Annotated in this window: 13 protein-coding genes; 8 read left to right on the forward strand and 5 right to left on the reverse strand. The window is 73.8% G+C overall.

What is annotated here, in order from left to right; translation table 11 throughout:
• Positions 1-440: 440 nt before the first annotated feature.
• The 4 genes from EDF20_RS14645 to EDF20_RS14660 all read right to left on the reverse strand — a co-directional run bounded on the left by EDF20_RS14645 (position 441) and on the right by EDF20_RS14660 (position 3917).
• Positions 441-1361: an ABC transporter substrate-binding protein gene (locus EDF20_RS14645; protein WP_133739190.1), complete on the reverse strand. Its 921-nt coding sequence runs from the start codon at positions 1359-1361 to the stop codon at positions 441-443.
• A 128-nt stretch (positions 1362-1489) separates the two neighbouring features.
• On the reverse strand, positions 1490-2212 hold the full coding sequence (locus EDF20_RS14650; protein ID WP_123548850.1) for an ABC transporter permease: 723 nt from the start codon (positions 2210-2212) through the stop codon (positions 1490-1492).
• Positions 2209-2862, reverse strand: coding sequence for an ABC transporter permease (locus tag EDF20_RS14655; RefSeq protein WP_133739191.1), 654 nt, complete (start codon positions 2860-2862; stop codon positions 2209-2211). The genes EDF20_RS14650 and EDF20_RS14655 overlap by 4 nt, the downstream gene beginning before the upstream one ends.
• Positions 2859-3917 carry an ATP-binding cassette domain-containing protein gene (locus tag EDF20_RS14660; RefSeq protein ID WP_123548848.1) on the reverse strand — a complete coding sequence of 353 codons (1059 nt, stop codon included), beginning with the start codon at positions 3915-3917 and terminating at the stop codon, positions 2859-2861. Before EDF20_RS14660 ends, EDF20_RS14655 begins: the two co-directional genes overlap by 4 nt.
• Positions 3918-4182: 265 nt before the next feature.
• Between EDF20_RS14660 and EDF20_RS14665 the strand changes: the two genes are divergently transcribed.
• The 4 genes from EDF20_RS14665 (at position 4183) to EDF20_RS14680 (ending at position 8206) form a co-directional block, all read left to right on the forward strand.
• Entirely contained in the window at positions 4183-4665 is a 483-nt protein-coding gene (locus tag EDF20_RS14665; RefSeq protein ID WP_133739192.1) for a MaoC family dehydratase, read from the forward strand.
• Positions 4666-4723: 58 nt separating this feature from the next.
• Positions 4724-5767, forward strand: coding sequence for an NAD(P)-dependent alcohol dehydrogenase (locus tag EDF20_RS14670; protein WP_133739193.1), 1044 nt, complete (start codon positions 4724-4726; stop codon positions 5765-5767).
• Between the two features lie 367 nt (positions 5768-6134).
• Positions 6135-6920 (forward strand): hypothetical protein, encoded by a 786-nt coding sequence (locus EDF20_RS14675; RefSeq protein ID WP_133739194.1) that lies wholly within the window; start codon positions 6135-6137, stop codon positions 6918-6920.
• Positions 6921-6928: 8 nt separating this feature from the next.
• Entirely contained in the window at positions 6929-8206 is a 1278-nt protein-coding gene (locus EDF20_RS14680; protein ID WP_243833517.1) for an amidoligase family protein, read from the forward strand.
• 71 nt (positions 8207-8277) lie between these two features.
• Here EDF20_RS14680 and EDF20_RS14685 read toward each other — a convergent pair whose 3' ends face one another.
• Positions 8278-8982, reverse strand: a complete 705-nt coding sequence (locus tag EDF20_RS14685; RefSeq protein ID WP_123548844.1) for a DUF4232 domain-containing protein — start codon at positions 8980-8982, stop codon at positions 8278-8280.
• An 84-nt stretch (positions 8983-9066) separates the two neighbouring features.
• On the opposite strand from EDF20_RS14685, the gene EDF20_RS14690 reads away from it, so the two are divergent.
• From EDF20_RS14690 to EDF20_RS14705, 4 genes are all read left to right on the forward strand, one after another.
• Positions 9067-10500, forward strand: coding sequence for a histidine kinase (locus EDF20_RS14690; RefSeq protein ID WP_133739195.1), 1434 nt, complete (start codon positions 9067-9069; stop codon positions 10498-10500).
• Entirely contained in the window at positions 10497-11291 is a 795-nt protein-coding gene (locus EDF20_RS14695) for a response regulator transcription factor (protein WP_133739196.1), read from the forward strand. The genes EDF20_RS14690 and EDF20_RS14695 overlap by 4 nt, the downstream gene beginning before the upstream one ends.
• Before the next feature lie 132 nt (positions 11292-11423).
• The gene (locus EDF20_RS14700; RefSeq protein ID WP_133739197.1) at positions 11424-12917 is read left to right on the forward strand and encodes an FAD-linked oxidase C-terminal domain-containing protein; all 1494 of its coding nucleotides are present in this window, start codon (positions 11424-11426) and stop codon (positions 12915-12917) included.
• Positions 12917-13804 carry an alpha/beta hydrolase gene (locus EDF20_RS14705; protein ID WP_133739198.1) on the forward strand — a complete coding sequence of 296 codons (888 nt, stop codon included), beginning with the start codon at positions 12917-12919 and terminating at the stop codon, positions 13802-13804. The genes EDF20_RS14700 and EDF20_RS14705 overlap by 1 nt, the downstream gene beginning before the upstream one ends.
• The last annotated feature ends 6 nt before the right edge of the window (positions 13805-13810 follow it).

A 13810-nucleotide genomic window follows, 5' to 3' on the forward strand; every position in this document is an offset into this window, starting at 1 on the left:
ACGCCGCCGCCCTGCTGAACCAGACCTTCAACACCGACGCCGTCCAGGACGAGATGCTCGTCGGCGTCGCGAAGATCACCGTCGCCACCGAGTAGTACTCGTACTGCTCACCGAGGAGGGCTCATCGAGCAGCCCGCCCGGGTGGCGTCCCCCGTCGGCACCCGCCGACGTTCCCGGTGAAGCCCCGTCCCGCACCCTGCGGGACGGGGCTTCCCGCGTTCCTCGGCCCGCACCTCCTCGGCACCGCGTCGTGCAGGAGGAGACAGGCCACACCTCCTGAACGGTGCACGACTCAGGACTCTCGCTCCCCCCGCTGCGCGACTCAGGACCGATCTTCCTGAACGAGGAGACGCACGACCGGGGACACACGGGGGCGAGACGACGAAGAAGGTCCTCCCCGAGACCGGGGAGGACCTTCTACGTCGGTTCGTGAACGAGACCTAGAGGAGGTCGTACTCCGTGAGGAACGCGGTGGCGACGCTCGCCGAGTCCTTCTTGTCGACCTGCACCATGGCGAGGTACTCCGTGAGGTTCTCGGTGGTGAGCGCCTCCGAGACGGCGTTGAGCGACTCCTCGACGGTGTCGCTCGACTTGTCCTCGCGGATGATCGGGACGATGTTCTCCGAGAGGAACAAGTTCTTCGTGTCCTCGAGGGTGACGAGGTCGTTCGTCGTGATGGCCGAGTCGGTCGAGAAGAGGTTCGCGACCTCGACGTCGCCGTTCTCGAGCGCGGCGAGCGTCAGCGGTCCGCCGGCGTCGAGGGGCACGAACTCCTTGAAGGTGAGGCCGTAGACCGACTCGAGGCCGACGACGCCCTGCTGGCGCTCCGCGAACTCGGGCCCGCCGGCGAGGCGGAGCTCGCCCGCGACGGGCTCGAGGTCCTCGATGGTCTCGAGGCTGTACTGGTCGGCCGTCGCGCGGGTGACGGTGAGGGTGTCCTTGTCCTCGGCGTCCGACTGGGGCAGCGAGACGATGCCCTCGGGCAGCACGTCCTGCAGCGCGTCGTACACGTCGTCGGGCGAGGTGACGCCCTCGTCCACGCCGTCGGTCGACAGCGCGGCGAGCAGGGCGCCGTTGTACTCGGGCAGCAGGTCGATCGAGCCGTCCTCGAGCGCCTTGAGGTAGACCTCGCGGGCGCCGATGTTGAAGGTGCGGCTGACCTTGACGTCCTTGGCCTCGAGTGCCTGGGCGTAGATCTCGCCGAGCAGCTCGCTCTCGGGGAAGTTCGCCGAGCCGATGGCGATCGTGTCGCTGTCGGACGACGAGCCGCCGCCGGTGCTGGCGGTGGGGTCGGAGCAGGCGGACAGCGCGAACACGCCGACGCCGATGACGCCGATGGCGCCGAGGAGGGTCTTCTTCATGGGGTGTGAGCCTTTGCTCTCGTGCACCTGACGACGATTCGTTCGGGTGCGGGGGTGTGGGGTGAGAAGGAGGACCAGGAGGTGCTGGTCGAGTTCGAAGAGGCGCGGGCCGGGAGGCGCGCGCCAGGTCAGGAGGACGCGCCGTCGCGCGCCGCCAGCGCGGTGCCGACGCGGCGCCGGGGGATGCGCCCGGTGAGGCCGGGCGACACGACGAGCCGCTGCGTGCCCGCGGCGAGGAGGTCGAGCACGATCGCCAACGCGGCCACGACGACGGCGCCCGCCACGACGCGGCCGTAGTCGTTGAGCGACAGCCCGTCGATGAGCAGCCGGCCGAGGCCGCCGATGCCGACGTAGGCGGCGACGGTCGAGGTGGCGACGAGCTGCAGCAGCGCATTGCGGAGGCCGGACGAGATCAGCGGCAGCGCGATCGGCACCTCGACCCCGAAGAGCACCTGCAGCGGCCGCATCCCCATGCCCCGGGCGGCGTCGATCGCGGCCGGGTCGACCGCGCGGATGCCCGCGTACGTCGTGGTGAGGATCGGCGGGATCGCCAGGATGACCAGGGCGATCAGCACCGGCCCGAAGCCGAGGCCCATGATCACGACGAGCAGGATGATGAGGCCCAGCGTCGGCAGCGACCGGCCGGCGTTCGCTGCGTTGATCGCGATGAACGACCCCTTGCCGGTGTGGCCGATGTAGAGACCGAGGGGCAGGGCGATCACGGCCGCGACGACGAGCGCCTGCACCGTGTACCAGAGGTGCGTCAGCACCAGCTCGGGGATCGAGGCGCGCACGCCGCCGCCCTGCCAGTTGGCGGGGTCGAGCAGGTAGCCGAGCAGTCCGTCGCTCATGCGGCGATCCTCCCTGCCACGCGGGTCCAGGGCGTCACGCGCCGCTGGACCAGCACGATGATCCCGTCGCAGACGGCGGCGAGCAGCACCGAGAGCACGATGCCGACGACGATCGGCGGCGTGTAGTTCAGCTGCTGCCCGCGGGTGAAGAGGGCGCCGAGGCCGCCGACGCCGATCAGGGCACCGACGCTGACGAGGCTGACGTTGGCGACGGTCGCGACGCGGAGCCCCGCGAGCATGACCGGCAGCGCGATCGGCAGCTCGACCGAGACCAGGCGCCGGAGGCGGCGGTAGCCCATCGCCGAGGCGGCCTCGGTCACGAGCGGGTCGACCGACTTGAGGCCGTCGGCCACGACCCGCACGAGCAGCGCGATCGTGTAGACGCTGAGGGCGATGATGATGTTCAACGGCGACAGGATCTGGATGCCCACGATGGTCGGCACGAGCACGATCAGGGCGATCGACGGCACCGCGTAGAGGATGCCGCTGAGGTTGAGCAGCGGGTGGTAGAGGAACCCGAAGCGGACCGCGAGGTAGCCGATCGGCAGCGACACGACGATGCCGATCAGCACCGGGACCAGCGCCAGGAACACGTGCTGCGAGAGGGCGGCCTGGATGACCGCGACGTTGTTCTGCAGGTACTGGATCACGCCGGGTCGACCTCCCGTCGACGGCGGGCTTCCAGCTGCTGCATGAGGCTGGTGTGGCGGATCACGCCGTCGGCGACCCCGTTCTCGTCGACGCGGACGACGACGCCGACCGGCGACGTGATCGCGAGGTCGGTCACGAGGCGCAGCGAGTCCGTGGTCTGGAACGCGCCTCCGGTGGGGGTCGGGGTGGCGGTCGACCCGAGACCGGCGCCCGTCCAGCCGAGGGGCCGGCCGGCCTGGTCGAGCACGAGCTGCTCGGGCCCGGTCGTCACCTCGGACAGGGGCGCGACGTCGAGGCTCGCGGCCGAGTCGAACGAGAGGCTGCGGAAGCCGCGGTCGCGGCCGACGAAGCCCGCGACGAAGTCGTCGGCCGGGTTCGCGAGCAGCTCGCGCGGGGTGGCGAACTGGGCGAGGCGGCCGCCCTCCTGGAACACGGCGACGTTGTCGCCCAGCTTGATCGCCTCGTCGATGTCGTGGGTGACCATCGCGATGGTCTTGCCGAGGTCGCGCTGCAGCCGCAGGAACTCGGCCTGCAGGCCCTCGCGGACGATCGGGTCGACGGCGCTGAACGGCTCGTCCATGATCATCACCGGCGGGTCGGCGGCCAGGGCGCGGGCGACGCCCACGCGCTGCTGCTGACCACCGGAGAGCTGCACCGGGTAGCGGTCGGCCATCGCCGAGGTCAGCCCGACCCGTTCCATGAGCTCGACCGCCGTGGCGCGGGCCGCCTTCTTGCTCGTGCCGACGAGGGCGGGCACCGTCATGATGTTCTCGACGATCGTGCGGTGCGGGAACAGGCCGGCGGCCTGGATGACGTAGCCGATGCCGCGGCGCAGCAGCGCCTCGTCCTGGCCGGCGACGTCGACGCCGTCGATGAGCACGCGGCCGGTCGACGGCGTGACCATGCGGTTGATCATGCGCAGCGAGGTGGTCTTGCCGCAGCCGGAGGGGCCGACCAGGACCGTGAGCTCGCCGGTCGGCAGCTCCATGTCGAGCTGCTCGACGGCGACCGTGCCGTCCGGATAGACCTTGCTGACGCCCTCGAACGTGATCATCTGTTCTCCTTGCCTGTCGGAACCGTGGTGGCCGGGTGTTCGACATGACCGGTAGAACAGCCATACATCGACCATTGTCGCCGATTCCTGGTCGGTGCGCGGCGATCGAGGCCTGATCGTGACCTTGGGGGCTTGCGTTCCGTACGGAGCGAGGGAAGTTGCCCGTGGGATCCGAGCCCGAGCCCGCCTCCGAGCCTGGGCGGGACGGGAACTCAGCGTGACCGTGGTGAGCACGCCCGACGGGCGCAGGGCGGAGGATCGGAGCATGACCGAACGCCCCGCCGTCCCCGTGGCCGACCGCACGCTCTCCGACTACGCGCCCGGGCTGGTGGAGACGCACGGGCCGCTCGAGGTGACCGAGTCCGAGATCGTGGCGTTCGCCTCCTCCTTCGACCCCCACGACATGCACGTCGACCCGGAGGCTGCGAGGAGGAGCCCGTTCGGCGGCCTCATCGCCAGCGGCTGGCACACGACGGCGCTGATGATGCGGCTGATGGTGGGCGGGTTCCTGAACCAGCGGGCGAGCGTCGCCTCGCCCGGCGTCGACGAGCTGCGCTGGCTGCTGCCGGTGCGGCCGGGCGACCTGCTGCGGGCGCGGTTCACGGTGCTCTCGTCGCGGATCTCTGCGTCGAAGCCCGACCGCGGCCTCGTGCGCACGCGCATCGAGATGCTGAACCAGCGCGACGAGGTCGTCATGTCGCAGGTGATGATGAACCTCGTCCTGCGCGACCTGCCACCCTTCGCCTGACCTGGATACAGCCGACAGGTGTCGGGCACGGGTGACGCGCCCGGCGTAGCCTCTGGCCATGAAGGCACTCCAGTACACGAAGATCGGTCAGCACCCCGAGGTCGTCGAGATCGAGAAGCCGTCGCCCGGCCCCGGGCAGGTGCTGCTCAAGATCACCGCGGCCGGCGTCTGCCACAGCGACGAGTTCGTCATGGGCCTCAGCGAGGAGGACTACACGGCGGGCGGCTACCCCCTCCCCCTGACGCTCGGCCACGAGGGCGCCGGCGTCGTCGACGAGCTCGGCGAGGGCGTCGAGCACCTGCAGATCGGCGACGCCGTCGCCGTCTACGGCCCGTGGGGCTGCGGCCGCTGCCGCCCCTGCTCGCAGGGCAAGGAGAACTACTGCGTCAACGCGGCGGCCGAGGGCATCAAGCCCCCCGGCCTCGGCGCCCCCGGCTCGATGGCCGAGTACATGATCGTCGACGACCCGCGCCACCTGGTGCCGCTCGGCGACCTCGATCCCGTCCAGAACGTGTCGCTCACCGACGCCGGCCTCACGCCGTACCACGCGATCAAGACCTCGCTCCCGAAGCTCGGGGCGGGCACCTTCGCCGTCGTCATCGGCACCGGCGGACTCGGGCACGTCGGCATCCAGATCCTCAAGGCGCTCTCGGGGGCGCAGATCATCGCCCTCGACGTCAGCGACGAGAAGCTCGAGCTGGCCACCCACGTCGGCGCCGACCACGTGCTGATCAGCGACGAGCACGCGGCCGACGGCATCCGCGAGCTCACGGGCGGGCTGGGCGCGAACGCCGTCTTCGACTTCGTGGGGGCGCCTCCCACGGTGGCCCTCGCCACGTCGGTCGCCGCCTCGGAGGCGGACGTCACCCTCGTCGGGATCGGCGGCGGCACCGCTCAGGTCGGCTTCGGCTCGATCGCCTACGACGCCGCCGTCCGGGTGCCGTACTGGGGCAGCCGCTCCGAGCTGATCGAGGTGCTCGACCTCGCCCGGTCGGGCCGCGTCTCGGTCGAGACGCAGCGGTACTCGCTCGACGACGGCCCGGCCGCGTACGAGGCCCTCGCGGCCGGCACGGTCCGCGGCCGCGCGGTCATCGTCCCGTAGCGCGCACGCGAGCCCGGGCGGGCCGGGCCTCTGCCCGTCGAGGTGACGCGTCGCGGGGGTCCGGCCGGCTCTGACCCCCGCGACGCGTCACCTCGTTCGCGTCGCGAGCGCGTGCGCGAGTGCGCGAGTGCGCGAGTGCGGGTGCGCGAGTGCGCGAGTGCGGGTGCGCGAGGTCGGGATCGGTCGTTCGGATGAGCCGAGCGAGGGCGCTCGGCGCGTGCGGCTCATCCCTCCGGACCGAACCGGACGCCGTGCGGACGGGACCTGCCCGGATCCCTCGACCCGCGCCTCCTGGTGCTCGTAGCGTCCGGAGGGTCGGCACCGCGACGCACCGTCGCACCCCGCCGACCCGACCGAGGAGCACCTCATGGACCAGGACAGCCCCACCACGCAGACCAGCACCACCCGCACCAGCCCGACCGCCCGCACCGCGCCCGGCACGAGCCGCGGCGCCTCGTTCCGCCGCGCGGGAGTCGTCGCCGTCGTCGCCTGCGCCGTCACCGGCTCCGCGCTGGGCCTCGGGGCAGCGGGCGCCTTCGCCACCGACGGCGCGGCCCCGGCCACGTCGTCGGCGCAGGTCGCGGCCGACGCCGCCGCAGCACAGGCCGCGGGCACCGCGAAGGGCGAGCAGACCCCGCTGCCGAAGATCACCTACAGCCAGGCCGACCTCGCGGCCTTCGCCGCCTCGCCTTACGCGGACGACGCGCTCAACCTCGCCGTCGTCTGGGGCACGCCCGACGTCGCCACGGCGAAGGGCAAGGCCGGCGCCGCAATCACGGCCGGCACCCCGCTGCCGTTCGGTCCCGACGACGCCCCCGCCGCCTCGTACACGGACGACCAGCAGCTCGCCGCGTTCTTCCTCGGCGGCGCGAGCTGGCAACAGGCCCTCGGGCTGGCGGTCGCCTGGGGCGAGCCCAGCGTCTACCCGGTGAAGAGCACCATCGGCGCGACCCTGCTGGCCCACGAGGAGGTGCAGCCCGCACCCGCGACCTTCACCGAGGACCAGCAGGTCGCCGCGTTCACCGCGAGCGGCTACACCGAGGCGAACGCGACCGAGCTCGCCTCGATCTGGCAGAGCGGCTCCGTGCGCGAGGCCGAGGCCCGGGCCGGGGCGGCGCTGCTCGCCGGCGACAGCCTGCCGGTCGTCCCCTGAGCCGGGCCGTGACGACGCCGACCGGGCACGACGGGACGACGCACGACCCCGCCGGGCCCGCGCACGGCCGGACCGGCACGGCACTGCGGCGCCGGATCGGCGTCGAGATCGAGCTGATCGCCCCACCCGGCGTCGATCGCGGCGTGCTCGCCCGACGGGTCGCCCTCGCCTCGGGCGGGGCGGCCCGTCGGGTCTTCCACACCGACTCCGAGCCCTCGCTCGTGCCGGGGATGGGCCACTTCTGGCACCTGACACCGGCATGGGAGGTGTCCGACGCGCGCGGCGCGCCCGTCGCCTCCTTCGTGGACGACATCACGATCGCCGACGACCTGCGACGCGAGCACGAGGAGGCGCGGGCCGGGAGGGCAGGGGCCGTCACCCTCGCGCCGTCGTCCCCGGGCCTCTGGCGCGTCCTCTCGGACGACCCTCGCCTCCTCCGCCTCGTGGCCGACCACAGCGACCCGGCCGCCCCCGTCGCGCAGTCGCTCGACGCGGCTGCGCGGCTCTTCGGCACCGACGTCGAGGTCGTCGGCGGCGTCCGGCGGCTGCGCGACCGCTCGGGGGCGAGCATCGCGATGGCGGCCCCGCTCGCCCCGGGCCGCGAACGGCCGTGCGAGATCGTGACGGCTCCCCTGGTCGTCGACCACGAGGTGGCGCTGGAGGCGCTGCTCCGGCCCGCGAGGGAGCTCGGCTTCACCGTCCCCGTCGAGGCCGCCGTGCACCTGCACGTCGACGGGGCGCCGTTCCGCTCGGCGCATGCGTTCGCCAACCTGGTGCGGCTCTTCGGGCATTGGCGCGGGGCCCTGCACGAGCTGCTCGAGACGAACCCGGCCTGCACGAGGCTCGCGCCGATGCCGCCCGCGGTGCTCGCGCTGGTCGAGGAGGAGGCGGCCGCCTGGGCCGCGGCGACGAGCGCAGCCCGGACAGGCGCCGACGCCGAGGACGACGTCGTGACGACCGCAGGAGACGACGCGACGACCGCAGGAGGCGCCGCCTCAGCCGAGCGCTGGCACCGCCTCCAGCAGGCTGCCGCCCGCACCGGCCTGCTCAAGTACATGGACGTGAACCTCACCGCCCTGCTCACGGACGCCCCCGTGCGCGACACGGTCGAGGTGCGGATCCTGCCCGGCTCGCTCTCCGCCTCCGACATCACGGGCCGGGCCCGGCTCGTCGAGGGCCTGCTCGACCGCTGCCTCGAGGAGGCGCCCCTCCCGCGCCCGACGACCGCCTCCTCCCCTGCCGCTGCGGCCGCCGAGCTCCTCGCGCTCGCGCGCACCCGCAGCTGATCGAGGTGACGCCCCGAGGGGGTCGCGGACCTCGCGACCCCGCGTCGGCGTCACATCGATCGCCCCGAGGGCTAGAACACGGCGAGCGCGCTCGTCGAGAGCTGCTGCACGGCCGTGTTCGCGCACGCCTCGAAGCTCGAGCCCGAGGCGCCCACGAAGATCGAGCGGACCGACCCGGGCGGGTAGATGCGGAACCCGTCGGTCGCGGTCGGCTGGCAGGTGGCGGCGTCGTAGCCGCCGGCCTGGACGATCTTCACGAGCGCCTGGACCTCGCCGCCGGGCGCGAGGCTCTGGGTGTCGTGCGGCGTCCCGCGGTCGAGCGTGGCGGAGGCGCCGATCTGGGTGCCGTCCCCGCCCCCGACGAACGAGACGCCTGGCCAGCCCTGCAGCGTGCAGGTGCGGTCGCCGGTGTTCGTGAAGATGAACGCGATGCCGTAGCTGCCGGCCGCGCCGCCGCCTCCGTCGGCGATCTCGACGCCGAGCTCGTCGACCGTGCACCGGGCCGACGCGTCGCCGGAGGCGCCGTCGCCGAGGTCGCCGCCGCCGCCCGAGGCGCCGTCGGGGCCCGGGGTCGCGCTCGGCTCGGCCGGCGCGGACGCCGACGGGCTGGCCGACCCGCCGGGCGAGGTCGACGCCGACGACGAGGCAGACGAGGACGGCCCCGAGGAGGCGCCGGTCGCCGACGCGTCCGCGTCGCCGGAGGTGCACCCCGAGACGAGCAGGCCGAGCGACGAGGCCAGCACGAGGGGCAGGAGGATCTTCGCGGAACGGTTCATGTCCCCGATCGTGCACTCACTGCACGGATGTCGTTCATCCCTCTGGCTGAGAAACGCACGCGCGCCCGGAGCTAGCGTGTGGACGTGCAGACAGCAGACGTGAGGGCGGCCGACGAGCAGGCCGAGGCCGCCGCCGGGTGGGCCTCGACGACGCCCCGGGAGCCCTCCCTGACCGCCCGCCTCCGTGCCGTCGCTCCGCTCCGCGACCTCGGCCCCGGGCTCCGCCGTGCGCTCCTGCTCGGGCTCGGCGTCGCCGCCTACCTGACGGCGCTGATCGTCGCGCTGCAGTTCAACTGGTACCCCTCCAGCCTGCCGGGCTACGTCATCGTCGGCCTCACGGCGCTCGTCGCGGCGGCGACCACGAAGCGGTTCCCCCTCGCCTCGCTCACCGGCGTCTCGGCGATCACGGTGGCGATCGCCTTCGGGCCGGTGCCGGGCGACTGGTACGTCCGGGCGCCCGAGCTGCTGGTGCCGCTGGCGGTGACGGTCTTCATCTCGGTGTCGAACGGGCTCCCCGTGTTCGCGCCGGCCGCCTCCTTCGCGGCGCTCGCCGTGCTCACCATCGTGCCGTGGCAGGTCGTCGTCGACTCGTGGCTGTCGGCCGGCTCCGTCTTCGACGCCTTCGACTGGGCGGTCTTCTACGACCGCTCGACGCAGTTCGGCTACCTCGTCGGCTGTGCGCTCGTCGTCGCGGCCGCGCTCGCGCTGCAGCACCAGCGGCGGGCCACGGCGCAGCTCGCGGCCCGCAACCGGGAGCTGGTCGCCCTCCGCGCCGAGGAGGCGGTGCGCATCGCCGAGCGCGAGCGCACCCGGATCGCCCGCGACGTGCACGACGAGGTCGCGCACCACGTCGCCGCTCTCGTGATCGGCGCGCAGGCGGCGGTCCGGGTGGCCGGCCAGCACCCCGACCGCCTGGTCGCCGCGCTCAACGACGTCGTGCTCGGCGGCAAGGACGTGCTCACCCGCATCCGCACCGTCGTCCGCGTGCTCAAGGCCGCACCGGTCGGGCCGCTCGCCGACGCGACGGGCGACCTCGACGTCGAGCTCGAGGCGATGGCGGCGAGGCTGCGCGCCATCGGCTACCAGGTCGACTGCACCGTGCTGGTGCACGGCGAGCTGCCCGCGGCGCAGCGCATCGCGGTGCTCGGCGTCGTGCAGGAGTGCCTGACCAACACGATGCTGCACTCGTCCGCCGAGGAGGTACGGGCCGCGATCACGGAGGGCCCCACGGCCTGGCAGGTGGTCGTCACCGACCCCGGGCCCGCCGCCGAGCGGTTCCCCGACGTGCCGCGGGGCGGCGCGGGCATCGCGAACATGCGCGAGCGGATCGTCGGCCTGGGCGGCGTGCTCGTCACCGGGCACGACGCGGCCGGGACGGGCTGGGCCGTGAGGGCGGAGCTGCCCCGGGGAGGCGCCTCCTTCTCGGTCGGACCGGCGACGGCGGCCGAGACGGCGGCTGCGGCCGCGACCGACGCCCGCGGTCCTCTCGTGGCGGCGTCGGACGGAGGCCTGTCGTGACCCTCCGGGTGCTGGTCGTCGACGACCAGGCGATCGCCCGCGCCGGCATCGCGACGATGCTCGACGCCGAGGACGACCTCACGGTCGTGGGCCAGAGCCGCGACGGCGAGGACGCCGTGCGCGACGCCCTCGAGCTGCGACCCGACGTCGTCGTCATGGACATCCGCATGCCGCGCCTCGACGGCATCGCCGCGACCCGGCGCATCGTCGCCGAGCCCTCGACGGCCGTCGTGCTCATCACGACCTTCGACGACGACGAGCACCTCTTCGACGGCATCGCCGCGGGTGCCTCGGGGTTCCTCCTCAAGGACTCCGGGCCCGACCTCATGGCCGCCGCCGTCCGCTCGGCCGCCCGCGGCGACTCGCTGATCGACCCGGCGATGACGCGGGCGCTGATCGAGCAGACCGTCGCGACAGAGGCGGCGCGCGCGTCGGGCGACTCGCCCGCGCAGTCGCCCGCGCATGCGCCTGCGCAGGTGTCGGCCCAGTCGCCCACGTCGGCGCCCGCCCTCGCGGGGACCGCCGCGTCCCGGCTGGCCCCGCCGCTCCTCCGTGCCGCGCTCGACGGGCTGAGCGACCGCGAGCTCGACGTGCTCGACGGGGTCGCGCGGGGCCTCAGCAACGTCGACATCGCCCAGGAGCTCTACCTCAGCATCGCGACCGTCAAGACCCACATCTCGAACCTGCTGGCGAAGACCGGCACCCGCACGCGCGTGCAGGCAGCCGTCTTCGCGTACGAGTCGGGCTTCGCCCGGGCCGGCCGCGACGCCGGCGGCGGCACCGCCCGCTGACCCGCCGCACTCCGCGCGCACGGCGCACCCCTCGGACCCGCGCGCACGCGGAGAGCTGCCCAGCCGGAGGCGCGGCCCGGGGAGCGGGGCTACAGTCGGTCCGCACCGAGCCGAGCCAGGAGGACGCCCCGCATGACCGTCACCACCGAAGCGGACGCACGCGCCGCCTCCTCCGCGGCCGCGGCCGCACCCGCGCAGGCCCCCGCATCCGCACAGGCCCCCGCATCCGCACGGCCCCTCGCCGCCGAGGCCGTCGCCGCGTTCGTCGCCGACCTGGCGTCGGCGCTCGACGCCGACCGCGTGCTCCGCGATCCCGAGTCCCTCGCCCGGTACAGCCACGACGACGCCGAGTGGGCGCCGTTCGAGGCGCCGCTCGCGGTGGTGCTCGCCCGCAGCACGGACGAGGTGAGCGCGGTGCTCCGCCGGGCCGCCGCCTCCGGCGTCCGGGTCGTGCCGCGCGGTGCGGGCACCGGTCTCTCCGGCGGCGCGAACGCCGTCGCGGACTGCGTCGTGCTGTCGCTCGAGCTGATGGACGCCGTCACCGAGATCGACGTCGACGAGCGGTACGCCGTCGTGCAGCCCGGGGTGATCAACGACGCCCTGCGTGCCGCCGTGGCCGAGCACGGTCTCTGGTACCCGCCGGACCCGGCCAGCTCGGCGATCTCGACGATCGGCGGCAACGTCGCCACGAACGCGGGCGGCATCTGCTGCGTCAAGTACGGCGTGACCCGTGACTACGTGCTGGGCCTCACGGTCGTGCTCGCCGACGGCTCGATCGTGGAGCTCGGGCGGCGCACGGCCAAGGGCGTCGCCGGCTACGACCTCGTCGGGCTGATGGTCGGGTCGGAGGGCACGCTCGGCGTCGTGACCTCGGTGACCGTGCGGCTGCTGCCGCTCGCCGGGCGCGACGAGCGTGCGGTGATCGGGTACTTCCCCTCGCTCGTCGCCGCGGGCGACGCCGTGGCGGCGATCTCGAAGGCCGGGATCATCCCCGCCGCGCTCGAGATGCTCGACCGCACCTGCCTGCAGGCGGTCGACGACTGGGTGCACCTGGGGCTCCCCTCCGACGTCGACACGCTGCTGCTGGCCCGCGTCGACGAGCGCGGCGCGGCCGGCGACGAGCTCGCCGACCAAGTCGCCCGGGTGTTCGCGGAGGCGGGCGGCACCGACGTCGAGCTGGCCACGGACCCGGCCGACATCGACCGGCTGTTCCAGGCGCGACGGCTCGCCTACCCGGCGCTCGAGAGGCTCGGCCCTGTGCTCACCGAGGACATCTGCGTGCCGCGCTCGGCCGTGCCCGAGATGCTCCGGCGCATCCAGGCGACCGCGGCGGGCGCCGACGTCGTCATCGCGAACATCGCGCACGCGGGCGACGGCAACCTGCACCCGCTGATCATCGCGCCCGAGGGCGACGAGGCCGCGAAGGCCCGGGCGAAGGTCGCGTTCGACGCCATCGTCGCCGACTGCCTCGACCTCGGCGGCACCGTGACCGGCGAGCACGGCGTGGGCCTGCTGAAGCTGCCGGGCCTCCGCGAGGAGCTGGGCGAGCGCGTGCTCGCGATGCACCGCTCCGTCAAGGACGCCCTCGACCCCGCCGGCACCCTCAACCCCGGGAAGGCCTTCTGATGAGCACCGCCAGCACGTTCGTCAGCACCGACGGCGTGACGCTCGCGTGCACGGACTCGGGGGAGGCGCGCGTCGCGACCGGCAGGACCGACGCGGCCGCCGCTTCCCCCGCGACCACCGCCTCCCGCAGCACGGCCTCCCGCACCGTCGTGCTCGTCGCCGGCTACGCGATGCCCGCCGCGGCGTGGGCGCTCCAGACCGACGCGCTGCTCGCGGCGGGCCACCGCGTCGTCGAGTTCGACCGGCGTTCGCACGGCGCGAGCGAGGACGTCCTGCACGGCCAGCGGATCGGCCGCCACGGTGCCGACCTGCACGAGCTGCTCGTGCACCTCGACCTCCACGACGTGGTGCTCGTCGGCCAGTCGATGGGCGCGAGCACGGTCTGGGCGGCGATCGACCTGTTCGGCACGGACCGCGTCGCGGGAGTGCTGACGATCGACCAGACGCCGAAGCTCGTGAACGACGCGGAGTGGGCGCACGGCTTCTACGGCATGACGCCCGAGAACAGCGGCACCTTCTTCGACGACGGCATCCCCGACACCGGCCGCGGCGCCCGCGTCGACCCGGCCGCCACCGGCGTCGCCCGGCTGTTCGAGCGGCTCGGCGGCCCGCCCGCCGTGCGCGAGGCGAACGCGCCCGAGACGCGCAAGCTGCTCCGCGACCACGGCCTGCAGGACTGGCGCGACGTGATCGCCCGGCTGGACGTGCCCTTCACGATGGTCGCGGGCCGCGACAGCCAGCTCTGGCCCTGCAGCCACGCGGAGGCGGCGGTCGGCGACCACGCGCTCGGCCGGTCGGTCGTCATCGACGACGCCGGGCACGCGACGAACTTCGACCGCCCCGACGAGTTCAACGGGGTGCTGCTCGCGTTCGTCGCGGGCCTCTGAGGCTCG

The sequence above is a fragment of the Frigoribacterium sp. PhB116 genome (genome assembly GCF_004364285.1).
Classification (GTDB): Bacteria; Actinomycetota; Actinomycetes; order Actinomycetales; family Microbacteriaceae; genus Frigoribacterium.

Bases quoted from the DNA above. Each gene is read 5' to 3' on its own strand.
- EDF20_RS14645 (WP_133739190.1), bottom strand. From the start codon at position 1,361: ATGAAGAAGACCCTCCTCGGCGCCATCGGCGTCATCGGCGTCGGCGTG.
- EDF20_RS14650 (WP_123548850.1), bottom strand. From the start codon at position 2,212: ATGAGCGACGGACTGCTCGGCTACCTGCTCGACCCCGCCAACTGGCAG.
- EDF20_RS14660 (WP_123548848.1), bottom strand. From the start codon at position 3,917: ATGATCACGTTCGAGGGCGTCAGCAAGGTCTATCCGGACGGCACGGTC.
- EDF20_RS14665 (WP_133739192.1), top strand. From the start codon at position 4,183: ATGACCGAACGCCCCGCCGTCCCCGTGGCCGACCGCACGCTCTCCGAC.
- EDF20_RS14670 (WP_133739193.1), top strand. From the start codon at position 4,724: ATGAAGGCACTCCAGTACACGAAGATCGGTCAGCACCCCGAGGTCGTC.
- EDF20_RS14675 (WP_133739194.1), top strand. From the start codon at position 6,135: ATGGACCAGGACAGCCCCACCACGCAGACCAGCACCACCCGCACCAGC.
- EDF20_RS14685 (WP_123548844.1), bottom strand. From the start codon at position 8,982: ATGAACCGTTCCGCGAAGATCCTCCTGCCCCTCGTGCTGGCCTCGTCG.
- EDF20_RS14700 (WP_133739197.1), top strand. From the start codon at position 11,424: ATGACCGTCACCACCGAAGCGGACGCACGCGCCGCCTCCTCCGCGGCC.
- EDF20_RS14705 (WP_133739198.1), top strand. From the start codon at position 12,917: ATGAGCACCGCCAGCACGTTCGTCAGCACCGACGGCGTGACGCTCGCG.